The sequence below is a fragment of the Jannaschia sp. W003 genome (genome assembly GCF_025144335.1).
In the GTDB taxonomy this organism is placed as follows: domain Bacteria; phylum Pseudomonadota; class Alphaproteobacteria; order Rhodobacterales; family Rhodobacteraceae; genus Jannaschia.
This window is the reverse complement of record NZ_CP083539.1, coordinates 82842-97648: the sequence shown is the minus strand read 5'-3', so window position 1 is coordinate 97648 and position 14807 is coordinate 82842. Positions and strand designations below refer to the sequence as shown.

At 74.8% G+C, this 14807-nt stretch carries 14 protein-coding genes; 3 read left to right on the top strand and 11 right to left on the bottom strand.

Going from position 1 to position 14807, the window contains the following annotated elements; all coding sequences use genetic code 11:
- Positions 1 to 14 precede the first annotated feature (14 nt).
- Positions 15 to 1013, bottom strand: a complete 999-nt coding sequence (gene iolG / locus K3554_RS00445) for an inositol 2-dehydrogenase (RefSeq protein WP_259942252.1) — start codon at positions 1011 to 1013, stop codon at positions 15 to 17.
- Between the two features lie 154 nt (positions 1014 to 1167).
- Here iolG and K3554_RS00440 point away from each other — a divergent pair, with 154 nt between their 5' ends.
- Complete coding sequence (locus K3554_RS00440) at positions 1168 to 2220, top strand: LacI family DNA-binding transcriptional regulator (protein WP_259942250.1); 1053 nt, start codon at positions 1168 to 1170, stop codon at positions 2218 to 2220.
- A 68-nt stretch (positions 2221 to 2288) separates the two neighbouring features.
- Here K3554_RS00440 and K3554_RS00435 read toward each other — a convergent pair whose 3' ends face one another.
- The 5 genes from K3554_RS00435 to K3554_RS00415 all read right to left on the bottom strand — a co-directional run bounded on the left by K3554_RS00435 (position 2289) and on the right by K3554_RS00415 (position 7107).
- Positions 2289 to 3050: an SDR family NAD(P)-dependent oxidoreductase gene (locus K3554_RS00435; protein ID WP_259942247.1), complete on the bottom strand. Its 762-nt coding sequence runs from the start codon at positions 3048 to 3050 to the stop codon at positions 2289 to 2291.
- A gap of 25 nt (positions 3051 to 3075) precedes the next feature.
- On the bottom strand, positions 3076 to 4572 hold the full coding sequence (locus K3554_RS00430) for a TRAP transporter large permease (RefSeq protein ID WP_259942246.1): 1497 nt from the start codon (positions 4570 to 4572) through the stop codon (positions 3076 to 3078).
- Positions 4569 to 5153, bottom strand: a complete 585-nt coding sequence (locus tag K3554_RS00425; RefSeq protein WP_259942243.1) for a TRAP transporter small permease — start codon at positions 5151 to 5153, stop codon at positions 4569 to 4571. Before K3554_RS00425 ends, K3554_RS00430 begins: the two co-directional genes overlap by 4 nt.
- Positions 5154 to 5308: 155 nt before the next feature.
- Positions 5309 to 6121: a class II aldolase/adducin family protein gene (locus tag K3554_RS00420; protein WP_259942242.1), complete on the bottom strand. Its 813-nt coding sequence runs from the start codon at positions 6119 to 6121 to the stop codon at positions 5309 to 5311.
- A gap of 77 nt (positions 6122 to 6198) precedes the next feature.
- Positions 6199 to 7107 carry a LysR family transcriptional regulator gene (locus K3554_RS00415; RefSeq protein ID WP_259942241.1) on the bottom strand — a complete coding sequence of 303 codons (909 nt, stop codon included), beginning with the start codon at positions 7105 to 7107 and terminating at the stop codon, positions 6199 to 6201.
- A gap of 110 nt (positions 7108 to 7217) precedes the next feature.
- Here K3554_RS00415 and K3554_RS00410 point away from each other — a divergent pair, with 110 nt between their 5' ends.
- Together K3554_RS00410 and K3554_RS00405 are read left to right on the top strand one after the other, a co-directional pair.
- Positions 7218 to 8249, top strand: a complete 1032-nt coding sequence (locus K3554_RS00410) for an NADP-dependent oxidoreductase (RefSeq protein ID WP_259942238.1) — start codon at positions 7218 to 7220, stop codon at positions 8247 to 8249.
- 99 nt (positions 8250 to 8348) lie between these two features.
- Positions 8349 to 9968, top strand: a complete 1620-nt coding sequence (locus K3554_RS00405) for a mechanosensitive ion channel family protein (protein WP_259942237.1) — start codon at positions 8349 to 8351, stop codon at positions 9966 to 9968.
- Between the two features lie 31 nt (positions 9969 to 9999).
- On the opposite strand, the gene K3554_RS00400 is transcribed toward K3554_RS00405, so the two are convergent.
- From K3554_RS00400 to K3554_RS00380, 5 genes are read right to left on the bottom strand one after another with little or no spacing between them, the layout of a single operon-like run.
- The gene (locus K3554_RS00400) at positions 10000 to 11490 is read right to left on the bottom strand and encodes a class I adenylate-forming enzyme family protein (protein WP_259942235.1); all 1491 of its coding nucleotides are present in this window, start codon (positions 11488 to 11490) and stop codon (positions 10000 to 10002) included.
- On the bottom strand, positions 11487 to 12497 hold the full coding sequence (locus tag K3554_RS00395) for a nitronate monooxygenase family protein (protein WP_259942233.1): 1011 nt from the start codon (positions 12495 to 12497) through the stop codon (positions 11487 to 11489). Before K3554_RS00395 ends, K3554_RS00400 begins: the two co-directional genes overlap by 4 nt.
- On the bottom strand, positions 12494 to 13270 hold the full coding sequence (locus K3554_RS00390) for an oxepin-CoA hydrolase, alternative type (protein WP_259942232.1): 777 nt from the start codon (positions 13268 to 13270) through the stop codon (positions 12494 to 12496). The genes K3554_RS00395 and K3554_RS00390 overlap by 4 nt, the downstream gene beginning before the upstream one ends.
- Positions 13267 to 13680, bottom strand: a complete 414-nt coding sequence (locus K3554_RS00385; RefSeq protein WP_259942231.1) for a PaaI family thioesterase — start codon at positions 13678 to 13680, stop codon at positions 13267 to 13269. Before K3554_RS00385 ends, K3554_RS00390 begins: the two co-directional genes overlap by 4 nt.
- Entirely contained in the window at positions 13680 to 14807 is a 1128-nt protein-coding gene (locus K3554_RS00380) for an acyl-CoA dehydrogenase family protein (protein WP_259942229.1), read from the bottom strand. Before K3554_RS00380 ends, K3554_RS00385 begins: the two co-directional genes overlap by 1 nt.

Sequence of the window (14807 nt, the reverse complement as noted above, 5' to 3'; positions counted from 1 at the left end):
CTCGAATCCCACCGTCACACGTCCGCCAGCCGCACCGGAAGCCCCGTGGCCAGCGAGCGCGTCGCCGCCTCGGCCACCGCCAGCGCCGCGACGCCGTCCTCGAGGCCCACCGGCACCGGCGCGCCGTCCAGCGCGACCCCGACGAAGGCGTCCCACTCGGCACGATAGGCCGGCATGTAGCGCTCGAGGAAGAAGTAGGTGGGCTTGGCCCCCGTGACCCCGGCCTCGGTGGATCGGCGCAGCGTGGTCTCGCGCATGTTGCCCACCTCCAGCAGCCCCGCCGACCCCAGCACCTCGACCCGCTGGTCGTAGCCGTAGGCCGCGCGGCGCGAGTTGCGGACGACCGCGAGCCGCCCGTCCGCGTAGCGCAAGGTGGCCACGGCGGTGTCCACGTCGCCCGCCGCCTCGGCGATGGCCGGGTCCACGAGGGCGGAGCCGGTGGCCCAGACGCTCTCGGGCATGCCGCCGAGGAGGAAGCGCGCCATGTCGAAGTCGTGGATCGCCATGTCGCGGAACAGCCCGCCCGAGTGGCGCACGTAGTCAAGCGGCGGCGGGGCGGGGTCGAACGACGTGACGGCGAGCATCTCGGGCGTGCCGATCTCGCCCGCGTCCAGCGCCGCGCGCAGGGCCCGGAAGCTCGCGTCGAAGCGGCGGTTGAAGCCCATCATCACCGGGCGGCCCGTGGCGTCCGCGGCCCGCAGGCAGGCGCGCGCCCGCTCCAGCGACAGGTCCACGGGCTTCTCGCAGAGCACCGCCTTGCCGGCGGCGGTGGCGGCCTCGATCAGATCCGCGTGGGTGTCGGTGGGGGTGGCGATCAGCACCGCGTCGATCGCGGGGTCGGCCACGATGTCCTCGGTCGCGCGCACCGCGGCGCCGTGGCGCGCGGCGAGCGTCTCGGCGCTTGCGGCCACCGCGTCCGAGACGGCGGCGAGGCGGCTGCGGGGATGGGCGGCGATGGCGGCGGCGTGGACCGCGCCGATGCGGCCCGCGCCGAGCAGTCCGACGGTCAGCATGGCGCGCGCTCCGCGGCTCGGGTCGGCATGTCGGGCATCGCGGCGGTCCCCCTCCCCGGGTCTCTCAGCCGGCTAGCACGCGCGCCGGGCGCGCGGCATCCTCCGTCGCCGCCGCCGTTGCGCTTCGTCTCATTCGTGTCATCGTCGCCGCGCCATGACACGCGATGACACGACCGCGCCCCGCCGCCCCACGATCCCCGACCTCGCGCGCGAGGCCGGCGTCTCGGTGGCCACCGTGAACCGGGTGCTCGCCGGCTCGGCCCAGGTGCGCGCCCGCACGCTGGAGCGGGTCGAGCGGGCCGCTGAGCGGATCGACTTCTACGGCCGCGGCACGATCCGGGCGCGCGCCGACGCCGCCCGCCCCCGCGACCGCTTCGCGGTGCTGCTCCAGCAGCCGGGCCGGGCGTTCTACGAGGGGCTGGCCGCCGCCCTGCGCGCCGCCGCCGCCGCCCGTGCGGACAGAGCGATCACGCTCGACATCCGCTTCATGCCCGACCTCTCGCCCGAGCGCGTAGCCGCCGAGATCGCGGCCGCCGCCGAGGGGGCCGAGGGCGTGGCCGCGGTCTGCGCCGACCATCCCCTGATCCGCGAGGCGGTGGAGGCCGCCGTGGCCGGGGGCACGCCCATGCTCGGGCTGGTCACGCCCCACTCCGACCGGGGGCGCACGGGCTACGTCGGGCTCGACCACTTCAAGCTGGGGCGCACCGCGGGCTGGGCCTTCGACCGCCTGTGCCGCCGGCGGGGCGCCATCGGCGTGCTGGTCGGACACCACCGCTTCCGCAACCACGGGCTCAACGAGTCCGGCTTCCGCTCCTACTGCCGCGAGCACGCGCCCGACCTTCGCATCCTCGAGCCGCGCGCCACCTTCGAGACCCCCGCCGTGGCGCGCGACGAGACCGAGCGGCTGCTCGCCGCGAACCCGGACCTCGCGGGCCTCTACGTCTCGGGCGGCGGCATCACCGGCGCCATCGCCGCCTTGCGGGCCGCGCCCCGCCCCGAGGGGCTGGTGGTGGTCGGCTACGAGCTGTTCGACGCCACCCGCGCCGCGCTCGTGGACGGCACCGTCGACCTCCTGATGCACCACCCCCTCGCGCGCGTGGCCGAGGCCACCGTAGCCGCGCTGGTCGCCGCCAAGGCCGCCGGCGGCGCCGCGCCCGCGCCCACCACGGTGCTGCCCTTCGAGATCTTCACCCGCGAGAACCTCTAGGGATCGCGCCGGTCCGGCGCGGGCCGGGGGCGCACCGTCACGGCGACGTCGTCGGCCCGCGGGCCTAGCTAGCGTGGCGGCAGGCGGGCGGCTCCGTCGAGGCGGATGGTCTCGCCGTTGAGGTAGGCGTTCTCGACGATCGCGGCCACGAGGCGGCCGAACTCCTCGGGGTCGCCCAGGCGCGGCGGGAAGGGCACGTTGCGCACGATGCCGTCCACGGTCTCCTCGGGCAGCGACTCCATCATCGGCGTGGCGAAGAGCCCGGGCGCGATGGCGCAGACCCGCACGCCCATGCGCGCCAACTCCCGCGCCAGCGGCAGGCACATGGAGGCCACGCCCCCCTTGGACGCCGCATAGGCCGCCTGCCCCACCTGCCCGTCCTGGTAGGCGGCCGAGGCGGTGTTCACGATCACGCCGCGCTCCTCGCCCAGGGGCTCGGCGTCGCGCAGGGCGCGCAGGGCGTGGCTCATGACCACGTAGGTGCCCACGAGGTTCACGTCGATCACGCGGCGGAACAGGTCCACCGACACCTCGCCCTCGCGCCCGAGGATGCGCGCCGCCGTGGCGATGCCGGCGCAGTTCACGACGATGCGGGCCGGGGCGCCGAAGTGCGCGGCAGCGGCGTCCACGGCGGCGGCGACAGATGCCTCGTCGGCCACGTCGGCCTCGGTGCTCCAGCCGTCCACCTCCGCGGCCACGGCGCCGCCGCGGGCGGCGTCCCGCTCCAGGATGGCGACGCGCGCGCCGCGGCCGGCGAGGTGCCGCGCGGTGGCGGCGCCGAGGCCCGAGCCCCCGCCGGTGACGAGCGCGACCTGCTCTTCGATCTGCATGGGATGGCTCCTGTGGGCGGCCCCGCTACAGCGGCAGCAGGGCGAGGGTGAGGACGGGAAAGGCGAGCAGCAGGGCCACCCGCGCGATGTCGGCCGCCACGAAGTAGATCACGGCCCGGTAGGTGTCGGCCATGGGGGTCGCGCGGTCCAGCGCGCCGATCACGAAGAGGTTCATGCCCACGGGCGGGGTGATCAGCCCCACCTCCACCACGATCAGCACGAGGATGCCGAACCAGATCGCCATGCGCTCGGTCTCGGCGCGGGCGAGCGCGGCGGCGTCTGCACCGCGGAGCCCCAGTTCGCGCAGGGTCTCGCGGGCGAGCGCGTCGCCGGCGGCGAGCGTGGCCTCGGCCTCGCGCAGGAGCGCGGCGGGGATCTCGGCGCCCGAGGCGACCAGCTCCGCCAGCCGCGCGGCCTGGAGGTCGGCGAGGGCCACGAGCCCGAAGTCGAGCTCCAGCATCACCGGCCAGACGATGGGGACCGTCAGCAGGATCATCGACAGCGAGTCCATGACGCAGCCGAGCACGAGGTAGAGGACGAGGATCGCCACCACCACGGCGACCGGGTGCAGGCCGGCGCCGCCGACCCAGGCCGCCAGCGCCTGCGGCAGGCCGGTGAGGGCGAGGAAGCCGTTCAGGAAGGCCGCGCCCAGCACGATGAAGAAGATCATCGCCGTGGTGCGCGCGGTGGCCCGGATGCTGGCCGCGAAGGCGGGCCATGTCAGCGCGCCCGCCGCCCAAGCGATCAGCCCCGTTCCCATCGCGCCCACAGCCGCCCCTTCGGTGGGGGTGAACACGCCCCCGTAGATGCCGCCCACCACGGCAGCGAAGACGGCCAGCGCGGGCCACACGGCGAGGAGCGCGCGCAGGCGCGGCCCCCAGGAGACGCGCGCCCGGGTGCCGGCGGCATTCGGGTTCACGCGCACGTAGACGGCGATGGCGGCCATGTAGCCGAGAGCCGCCAGCACGCCCGGCAGCACGGCGGCGAGGAACAGCTTGGCGATGTTCTGCTCGGTGAGGATCGCGTAGATCACCAGCACCACCGAGGGCGGGATCAGGATGCCGAGGGTGCCGCCCGCCGCCAGGGTCGCCGCCGAGAAGCCGCCCGCGTAGCCGTGGGCGCGCAGCTCCGGCAGGGCGACCCGGCCCATGGTGGCCGCGGTGGCGAGCGAGGAGCCGCAGATCGCCCCGAAACCGGCGCAGGCCCCCACGGCGGCCATGGCCACGCCGCCCCGCCGGTGGCCGAGGAAGCCCTCGGCGGCGCGGAACAAGGCCGCGCTCAAGCCCCCCAGCGTGGCGAACTGGCCCATGAGCAGGAACATCGGCACGATCGACAGCGAGTAGGACGAGAAGGTCGTGAACGGCTCGGTCCGCAGCCGCGCGAGCGGCACCGCGGCGCTTCCCGTGACCGCGACCGTGCCCGCGAAGCCGACCGCGAGCATCGCCAGCCCGATCGGCACCCGCAGGGCGATCAGCACGAGGAGCGCGGGCAGCGAGAGGGCGCCGATGGCGAGGTCGCTCAAGGCCCCTCCTCCGCCTCGAGGGGCAGGAGCGCGCGGCCCGCCGCGCCCTCGCGCAGGCGCATCCAGGCGACGTAAGCCCCCACCACCGCCGAGGCCGCGGCCCCCGCGAGGCTGGCGGCGTAGGCCCACCAGAACGGGAACTGGAGGAGGAACGTGGTCTGGCCCGAGCGGTGCTTGGCGAGGGTGCCCAGGGCGAGCTGCCACGCGATCGTCGCCAGCACGGCGGCGAACAGCATCTCGGCCGCGGCGCGCAGCGCGCGCGAGGCACGCGGCGGCAGGCGGTTCGCGAAGACGTCCACCGAGGCGTGGGCGCCCGAGAGCTGGCAGAGCGGCAGGAACGCGAACACCGCGAAGGCGGTCCCGGCCTCCACGATCTCGAAGTCGCCGGGGATCGGACCGACGCCCAGAGCCAGCAGCGCGGCGGCGAGCGAGGGGGCGAGGGACTGGGCGGCGTCGGAATGGAGGAGAGCGTTCGCGGTGCGCCCGAGCACCGACAGGCACACCAGCCCCACCAGCCCGGCGAGCACCAGCCCCCCGAGCAGCGCCATGCCCCGCGCCAGCGCGCGCATCGCCCCGTGCATCCCGCCGCCCTCCGCCTCGCGTCGGGCGCCCTATGCCCCGGCAGCGGGCGGGCCGAAAGGGGATCGGTCGCGCGGCGGCGGGCCTCCCCCGCGCCGCCGCGCGCGTCCGGGTCCCGCGGCCGTGCGGTGAGGACGCAGCCGCGGGACCCGAAAGCTCAGTCGAACATGTCGGGCTGCGTCCGGCAGAGGTTGTCCCAGATCGGCTGGAAGTGGAGCCAGCCGATGTAGTCCGACCCGACGTGCTCGCGCGAGTAGCGGGCGCGCTCGGGCTTCACGAGGCTGGGCGTGTGCCCCGTTGCGTCCACCAGCAGCTCCTGCCGGCAGCACCGCTCCAGCGCGATGAACCAGAAGGCCGCCGACTCGATGGAGTGGCGCGAGGCCGTGAGCAGACCGTGGTTCTGGTGGATCGCCGCCTTCACGCCCGCGAAGGCCTTGGCGACGTTGCTGCCCGCGTGGTTCTCGACCGCCACGGCGCCGGCCTCGTCGCCAATTATGACGTGGTCCTCGAAGAAGGCGCAGGCGTCCTGGGTCATCGGGCGCAAGGGGCGGCCGAGGGCGGCGAAGGCGGTGCCGTAGGTGGTGTGCGCGTGGCACATGGCGAGAATGTCGGGATGCTCCTCGTGCACGTTGGCGTGGAGCACGAAGCCCGCGCGGTTCACGGCATGCCTGCCCTCGATGACCTTTCCCGCATGGTCCACGAGGATGAGGTTGGACACCTTCACGTCGGCGAAGTGCACCGCCATCGGGTTGGTCCAGTAGAGCTCGGGCCGCTCGGGGTCGCGGATCGTCAGGTGTCCGGCGAAGCCGTAGTCGAAGCCCTCCAGCGCGAAGGCGCGGCAGGCGCCCACGAGGCGCTCCTTGAGGTGCCGGCGCTCCTCCTCGACCGTGTCGAACTCCGGGACGTCGGGGAAGATCAGCCCCTCCTGCTCGGGCTGGTAGATCGACTGGCGGTTTCCGAGATCGAGCATGGCGGCGTCCTCCTCCTGGTCGCGCGCACCCTACCCTGCGGCACCCCGCAGCGGTATCCGGCCGGTCGCGATAACAGCTATCGCCAGGGGGGGTCGCGGAACGCGGCGGCGAGGTGGTCCACGAAGACCCGCACCCGCGGCAGCGCCGCGGGGCCGCCCATGTGCAGGGCGTGGATCGCGCCGTCGTCGCCCGCGTCGAAGTGCTCCAGCAGGGGCACCAGCGCGCCCGCAGCGATGGCGGGCAGGGCGAGGTGCTCGGCGGCGCGGAACACGCCCGCGCCCGCGAGGCACATGGCGAACAGCGACTGTCCGTTGTCGGAGCGGATGCGCCCGCGCACCGCGACCTCCACGTCGCGCCCGTCCTCGCGGAAGCGCCAGTGGTTGAGGTGCTCGCGCGCGCCGCCCCACAGCAGGCAGTCGAAGGCTTCGAGGTCGGGGGGCCGCTCCGGGCGGCCGTGGCGATCGAGGAAGGCGGGCGCGGCGACCACCACGCGGCGCAGGGCGCAGAGGCGACGCGCACGCAAGCTGGAGTCCTCCAGCCGCCCCATGCGGATCGCCACGTCGACGCCGTGCTCGATCAGGCCCACGCGCTCGTCGGTCAGCGACAGGTCCACGGTCAGCGCCGGGTGCGCCGCCGAGAACGCGGGCAGGAGCGGCACGATCCGGTCCAGCCCGAAGGCCAGAGGCGCGGTCACGCGCAGCGTGCCCGCCACCTCGCCGCGCCGGTCCAGCACCTCGGCCTCGGCGGCCTCCACGGCATCGAGCGCCCGGCGCGCGGCGTGGAGGAACGCCTCGCCCTCGTCCGTGAGCCGCTGCCCGCGCGTGGAGCGGTGCAGGAGCGGCGTACCGAGCCGCGCCTCCAGCCGCGCCACGGTTTGGCTCACGAAGGGCTGGCTCGCCTCCAGCGCGCGGGCGGCGGCCGAGAAGCCGCCCGTCTCCGCTACCGCGCGGAACACCTGCATCGCCACCAGCCGGTCGTCCTTCATCGTGCCTCCCCCTCCGGCGGGATCATGGCACGGGCCGCGCCCCGGCCCCAGCCCGGCTTGACGGCGGCGGGCGCGCGCTCCAATCGCCCCGCAACCGGAGGACGATCCACATGACCCAATCCCGCGACACGAACCGCCGCTGGGTGCTCGCCGAGCGCCCCGTGGGCGAGCCCGACGACGCCACCCTGCGCCTCGAGACCGGCGCGGTGCCCCGGCCGGGCGCGGGCGAGATGCTGCTTCGGACCGAGTGGCTGTCGCTCGACCCCTACATGCGCGGGCGCATGAGCGCGGCCAAGAGCTACGCCGAGCCGGTGGCGATCGGCGGCACGATGACGGCGCAGGTGGTGGCCGAGGTGGTGGAATCGGACATTGAGGGCTTCGCGCCGGGCGACCGGGTGCTGGCCGGCTCGGGCTGGCAGGACTGGGCCGTCTCGGACGGCGCGGGCGTGGTGAACCTCGGCAGCGATCCCGACAACCCGTCCTGGGCGCTCGGGGTGCTGGGGATGCCGGGCTTCACGGCCCATGCGGGCCTCCTGAACATCGGCGAGCCCAAGGCGGGCGAGACCGTCGTCGTCAGCGCGGCCACGGGCCCCGTGGGCGCCACCGTGGGCCAGATCGCCAAGATCCTCGGCTGCCGCGTGGTCGGCGTCGCCGGGGGCGCCGAGAAGTGCGCCCACGCCGTGGACGAGCTGGGCTTCGACGCCTGCCTCGACCACCGCGCCGAGGACTTCGAGGCGCAGCTCGCGGCGGCCTGCCCGGACGGCATCGACGTCTACTGGGAGAACGTGGGCGGGCGCACGCTCTATGCGGTGCTCCCCCATCTGAACGCGAACGCCCGCATCCCCGTCTGCGGCGTGGCGGCGTGGTACAACCTCGCCGGCCTGCCCGAGGGCCCGGACCGCGGCCCGCAGATCCTGTCCACGATCCTGCGCCAGAAGGTGCGGATGCAGGGCTTCATCATCTTCGACACCTTCGGCCACGACCACTACCGCGACTTCGCCCGCGACATGAACGGATGGCTGGCCGAGGGGCGCGTGAAGTACACCGAGCAGGTGGTCGAGGGGCTGGAGGCGGCGCCCGGCGCCTTCCGCGACCTTCTGGCCGGGCGGGGCTTCGGCAAGATGGTGGTGCGCGTGGGCTGATCGCCGCCGGTGACGCGGCGGCGCCGGCGGCGGCGGGTGGAAGCGTCGCCGCCGGAGGCGTAGGTCGGGGCCTTCCGAAGCGAACCGGAGGCCCCGCCCATGCGCCGCATCGCATCCATCCTCGTCGCCCTCGCGCTGCTGCTCGCCGTGCCCCTCGGGGCCGCCGCGCAGGACGTGCCGCCGCCCGAGCCGGCGGCCACCGACCCCTTCGGCCGCGAGACGCCGCGCACGGCCACCGACGGGCTGGTCGCGGCCTTCGCCGCCGACGATCCGGCCGAGGTGCTGCCCTACCTCGACCTCTCGGACATTCCCGAGGCGCGCCAGCGCTTCACGGGCCGGCGGCTCGCGATCCAGCTCGAGGCGGCGCTCGACCAGTCGGGCGGCATCCTGCCCTCCTACCTCCTGAGCAGCGCCCCCGCCGGCCAGACCGGCGACGCCATGGCCGCCGACCTCGACCGCTTCGCGGTGCTGCGGGTGGACGGCGAGGACGTCGACCTGACCCTGCGCCGCTCCGAGGTGGACGGCATCCAGGTGTGGCGCGTCTCGCCGGAGACGCTGGAGATCACCGCGGCCCAGGCCGGCACGGCGGAATCCTCGCTCTACTCGCGCCTCGCGCCGGCCTCGCTGACGGGCACGCGGCTCTGGGGCGTGGAGCTGGCCGCCTGGACCGCGGTGCTGGCCGCGGGCGCGGGCGCGATCGTCTTCTCGGTGGTGCTGGTGTGGCTGCTCTGGGCGGGGCTGCGGCTCGTGGTGCGGCCCCTGCGCAAGGGCACGGCCGGGCGCCTCCTGCGGCCCCTGCGCCTGCCGCTGGCGCTGGTGCTGGGCGCGATGACCTTCACCGCCGCGCTGATCTTCGCCGGTGTGCCGGTCGTGGCCCGCGCCACCGTGGCCCCCTTCGTGGAGATCGGAACGTGGGTCGCCATAGCCTGGATGATCTGGCGGCTGGTCAACGCCGCCGGCGACGAGGCGCAGCGCTCCATGACCCGGCGCGCGCGCCACGGCGCGGTGTCCGTGGTGATCATGGCCCGCCGCCTCGCCAAGGCGCTGGTGCTGCTGGGCGCGCTGATCCTGGTGGCCAACTCGCTCGGCCTCAACCTCACCGGCTGGTTCGCGGCGCTCGGCATCGGCGGCCTCGCCATCGCGCTCGGCGCCCAGAAGACCATCGAGCACCTCGTGGGCGGCGTCTCCCTGATCGCCGACCAGCCGATCCGCGTGGGCGACTTCTGTCAGGTCGACGGCGTCACCGGCACCGTCGAGGACATCGGCCTGCGCTCCACGCGCATCCGCACGCTCGACAACACGCTGGTCACGATCCCGAACGGCTCGATCTCCTCGACCCGGATCGAGAACTACGCGGGGCGCACCTCCTTCCACTGGCACGTCACGCTCGGCCTGCGCTACGAGACGAGCCCCGACCAGATGCGCGCCGTGCTCGGCCGCATCGACGCGATGCTGGAAGGCGACGCGCGCATCGCCGAAGGCCAGCGCGTGCGCTTCCTGGGCTTCGGCCCCTCGTCGCTCGACGTGGAGATCTTCGCCTACATCGTGGCCATCGACTACGCCCGCAGCCTCGCGATCCGCGAGGAGCTGAACCTGGCCCTGATGGAGATCCTCGCCGAGTGCGGCACCGGCTTCGCATTCCCCTCGAGCACCGTCTACCTCGCCCGCGACCGCGACGCGCCGCACCCCGCGACACGGGGCGTGGCCGAGGCCGCCTGACCCGGCGCCGCGCCCCCTCGGGGGCGCGGCCTTACCCCAACCGGTCCGCAAAGTGCGCGAGCAGCTTGTGCTTGAGGATCTTGCCCGTGGGCGCCGCCGGCAGCGCCGCGGCGGCCACGATCCGGGAGGGGCGCTTGTAGGCCGCGAGCCGCCCCGCCGCGAAGGCGCGAAGGGCCTCCACGTCCAGCCCCTCGGGGTCGGCGCACTGGACGAAGGCCAGGACCTCCTCGTCGCCGCCCTCAAGCCGCCGGCCCACCACGGCGCACTGGATCACGTCGGGGTGGTCGTTGAGGGCGGCCTCGACCTCGGGCGGATAGACGTTGAAGCCGCCGCGGATGATCAGCTCCTTGCAGCGCCCGACGATGTGGAGGCGCCCCGCCTCGTCGATGCGCCCTAGGTCGCCCGTGCGCAGCCAGTCGCCGTCCATGATCGCGGCCGTGGCCTCGGGAAGGCGGTAGTAGCCCGCCATGACGTGCGGCCCGCGGGTCAGCACCTCGCCCGTGCCCGGCTCGCCCCCCACCGCCTCGTCGAGGCGGATCTCCACGCCCGGCAGCGCGGGGCCGACGCTGACGTCCGGTACCCCGATGGGGCTGGTGGTGGCGCAGATTCCGGCGGTGGTCTCGGTCATGCCGTAGCCGTTCTGCAGCGGCAGGCCGTAGAACGCCTCGGCCTTGCGCTTCCACGCAGGGTCCAGCGGCGCGCCGCCCGAGGACACGTAATGCAGCGCGCAGCCCTCCAGCCGCTCCAGCCCCCCCTTGCGGACGTGCTCCATCAGCAGCGCGTGCATCTGCGGCACGCCGGGGAACACGGTGGCGCCCTCCAGGATCGCGCGGTGCAGGGCCGCCGGCGTGAACCGCGCCTCCATGCGGATCGACGCCCCCGCATGGGTGGCGGCCATCAGCATCGAGGCCAGCCCGAACACGTGGGTCACGGGCAGCACGCCGTAGATCACGTCCGCCTCCCCCATCTGCCGCAGCCGCGCCGAGGTGCGCCCGCCGAAGCGGAGGTTCGCGTGGGTCAGCATCACGCCCTTGGGGTCGCCCGTGGTGCCCGTGGTGTAGAGGATCACCGCCGCGTCCGGGTCGGCGGCGTGGTCGTGCGCCGGGCCCGCGCCGAGGTGCACCGCGCCCGCGCCCGCGCCGAAGGGCCGCGCGCCGGCGGCCTCGGCATGGGCGGCGGCGTCGGGCGAGACGGCGGTGGTGTAGGCCACCAGCCGCGGCCCGGCATGGGCGAGGATGCGCGCCAGCTCCGAGGCGCTCATGCGCGCGTTCACGGGCACCGCCACGGCGCCGAGGCGCGAGGCGGCGAAGATCAGCACGGCGGCGGCATGGGAGTTCTCGGACACGATGCCGAGGCGGTCGCCGGGCCGGAGGCCGGCGGCCTGCAACTCACTGGCCGCGTCCTCGATGGCGGCGAGGTGCTCGGCGTAGCCGATGCGCCGCCCGTCCGTGTCGATCACCGCGGGAGCGTCCGGCGCGGTGCGGGCGCGGTCCGCAACGAGGGTGTGGATCGGAGCGGTCATGACGCCTCCCGGAGGTCGAGGGGAACGGGCCGGAGGCGGCGCAGCGCGGCGCCCGCCTCGGCCTCCAGCGCCGCGACGATGTCCGCCAGCGGGGCCACGCGGTCCGTCAGCCCCAGCGACTGCCCAGCCGAGAGCATGCCGCGCGAGACGTCGCCGGTCTCGTAGGCCCGCCGGCCGATGGCGCCCGAGACGTGGGGCAGCAGCGCCTCGATGCCCACGTCGGGGTCCGCGCGCTCCATCTCGGCGACGACGGCGGTGGTCTCGTTGCGCAAGGTGCGGATGGTGTTACGCACGCTCGACATGGTCAGCGCGGTGTCGCGTTCCGAGGCCGCGACCAGCGCCGCCTTGTAGCGGGGATGCGCCCGCACCTCCTCGGCCACGAGGAAGCGGGTGCCCACGACCACGCCCGCGGCGCCCGCCGCCAGCGCGCCCACGATCTGGCTGCCCGCGCCGATGCCGCCGCCGATCAGGAACGGGATGCGCAGGCGCCGCTCGGCCAACGCCTGGTTCACGACGGTGCCCACGAGGTCGAGGCCGGGGTGCCCGCCGCACTCGGCGCCCACGATGCTGACCATGTCGACGCCCACGCTCTGGGCCTTCTCGGCGAAGCGCACCGAAGGCACCTTGTGCAGCACGGTGATGCCGGCGTCCCGCAGGATCGGCAGGAAGGCCTCGGGGTTGCGCCCGGACGTCTCCACGTGCGCCACGCCCTCGCCGGCGATCTCGCGGAAGGTCTCCGCGATGCGCTCGCCCTCGACCAGCTTGGGCAGCATCGAGACGTTCACGCCGAAGGGACGTCCGTCGCACAGGCGCCGGGCCTTGGCGATCTCGGCCCGCAGCGCGCCGGGCTCCCGGAAGGACGCGGCGGTGATGAAGCCGACGATCCCCGCATGGGCGGCGGCGGCCACGTATTCCGCGTCCGAGAGCCACATGAGGCCCCCCGCCACGATGGGCAGGCGGCAGCCATACAGCTCCGTCATCGGGGTCCGCAGAGCGGGATCGGTCATGGGAGGCTCCGGTAATCGGGCACGCGCTTCGCGAGGAAGGCGCCGATGCCCTCGGCCGCTTCGGGGGCGGCGACGGCGTCGGCCATCGCGTCCCTCTCGCGGTCCATCTGGGCGAGGGGCGCGGTGTGGTAGGCGGCGGCCACGAGGTCCTTGATGGTCGCTTGCGCGGCGCGCGGCCCCGCGGCCAGCCGGTCCGCCAGCGCATGGGCGGCGGCGAGCGCATCGCCCGGCTCGCAGAGGTCGGAGACGGCGCCGAGGTCGTGCAGGCGTTCGATGGCCACCGCCTCGCCCAGCAGCGCCATCCGCATCAGCATCGGGCGCGGCAGCGTGGCGGCGAGCGAAGCCGTCAGGCCGCCGTCGGGCACCAGCCCCGCCTTGACGTAGGCCGCCGAGACCGTGGCCCCCCTCGCCGCGACCACCATGTCGCAGGCGAAGGCGATGGACGCGCCCGCCCCCGCCGCGCCGCCCTCCAGGGCCGCGATGACAGGCACCGGACACGCCATGATTCCGCGCACCAAGTCGTGCAGCGCCTCGATCCGGTCCAGCCGCTCGGGGCGGGGGAGGTCGCGGCGGGTCGCCAGCAGGCGCAGGTCGCCGCCCGCGCAGAAGTAGCCGCCCTCGCCGTGGAGGATGACGGCCGCGACGCGCGGCTCCCCGGCCAGCCGCAGCGCCTCGGCCAGCACCGCGTAGTACTCGGGCGTCAGCGCGTTGCGGCGCGCGCCCTCGCCCACCACCACCAGCCGGTCGCCGAGGTCGTCGAGCCGCGCCGTCATCGCACCCGCTCCTGAGGCACGCGCTTGAACACGCCCGTGGCGGTGGCGATCAGCGTCTCGCCGGCCCGCACCTCGCCCTCCACGAACACCGTGGAGCGACCGCCGCCCCGTAGCAGGCCGACCGCGTCCAGCACGTCGCCCGCATAGGCCGGGGCCAGGAAGTTCACCGTCATCGAGACCGTCAGGAACGGCGCCATGCCCGTGTCGTCCACCGACAGGCTCGCCGTGGCCCCGAGCGCGTTGTCGAGCACCGAGGCCACGATCCCGCCATGCACCGCGCCGTGGCGGTTGGTGTGGTCGTCCGTGAGCCGGAGGCGGCAGCGCGCGCGCCCGTCCCCCCGCCCGACGTCCAGCACGTAGCCGAGCAGGCGCTGCGTGCCGGTCTCGCCCTTGATGATCCCCGCGGACATCAGCGCGCCGCCCCCTCCAGCGGCGCGGCGTCCCGCGTCAGGGCGATGAAGCGCTCCAGGTGGTGGATCGTGTCGCCGAAGCGGTGATCCACCATGCTCAGGCGCCGGGCGTAGTGGCCGAGGTCGTACTCTTCGGTCACGCCGATGCCGCCGTGCATCTGGATCGCCTCCTCGACCACCAGCCGCGCCACGTGGCCCACGAGGTTCTTGGCCGCCGCCACGTGGAGGTCGCGCGCGTCCCCGTCCACGTTGCCGGCGAGGTTGATCACGGCCGAGCGCGCCTGCTCGATCTCGATCAGCACGTCGGCCATGCGGTGCTGGAGAACCTGGAACTTGCCGATGGGCTGCCCGAACTGCTTGCGGGTCCGCAGGTAGTCGCCCGTCAGGTCGCGCACGGCCTCCATCATTCCGAGCGCTTCCGCACAGACCGCGAGGGTCGCGCGGGCGTGGACCGCCGCCAGCGCCGGATAGGCCCCGCCCTCGGGGCCGAGGAGCGTGGCGGGCGTGCCGTCGAGCGATAGCTCCGCTGCCGTGCCGCCGCCGACGACGGGATAGGGACGGAAGTCGAGCGCCCCGCGCTCCACCGCGAACAGCGAGATGCCGTCGGGGTCGGCGCCCGCGCCGCCCGTGCGAGCGGTGACGAGGAAGCGGTCCGCGGCGGCGGCGTTCGCCACAACCGCCTTGCGGCCCGAAAGCCGCCAGCCGCCCTCGTCCCGTTCGGCGGTGGCAGCGACGCGCGCCAATTCGTAGCGCGCGCCCGGCTCGGCGTGGGCCAGCGCCAGATGCGTCTCGCCCGCGATCACCCCCTCCAGCGTGTCCGGCTCGAAGGTCGCCAGCAGGCCGCCCCCCAGCACGCCCGTGTCGATCAGCGGGTCCACGGCGCCGGCGCGGCCCATCTCCTCGAACACGAGGGCGAGGTCGAAGCCCGAGCCGCCGAAGCCGCCCTGATCCTCGGAGAACAGCGCGCCCACCACGCCCATCTCGGCCAGCCCCGCCCACGTCTCCGCCGAGAAGCCCCGGTCCGCCTCCCTGGCGGCCTTGCGGCCCGTGGCGTCGTAGGCGTCCGAGAGGTAGCGCCGCAGCCCGTCCTGCAGCATCCGCTGCTCGTCGGTCCATTCGAAGTTCAT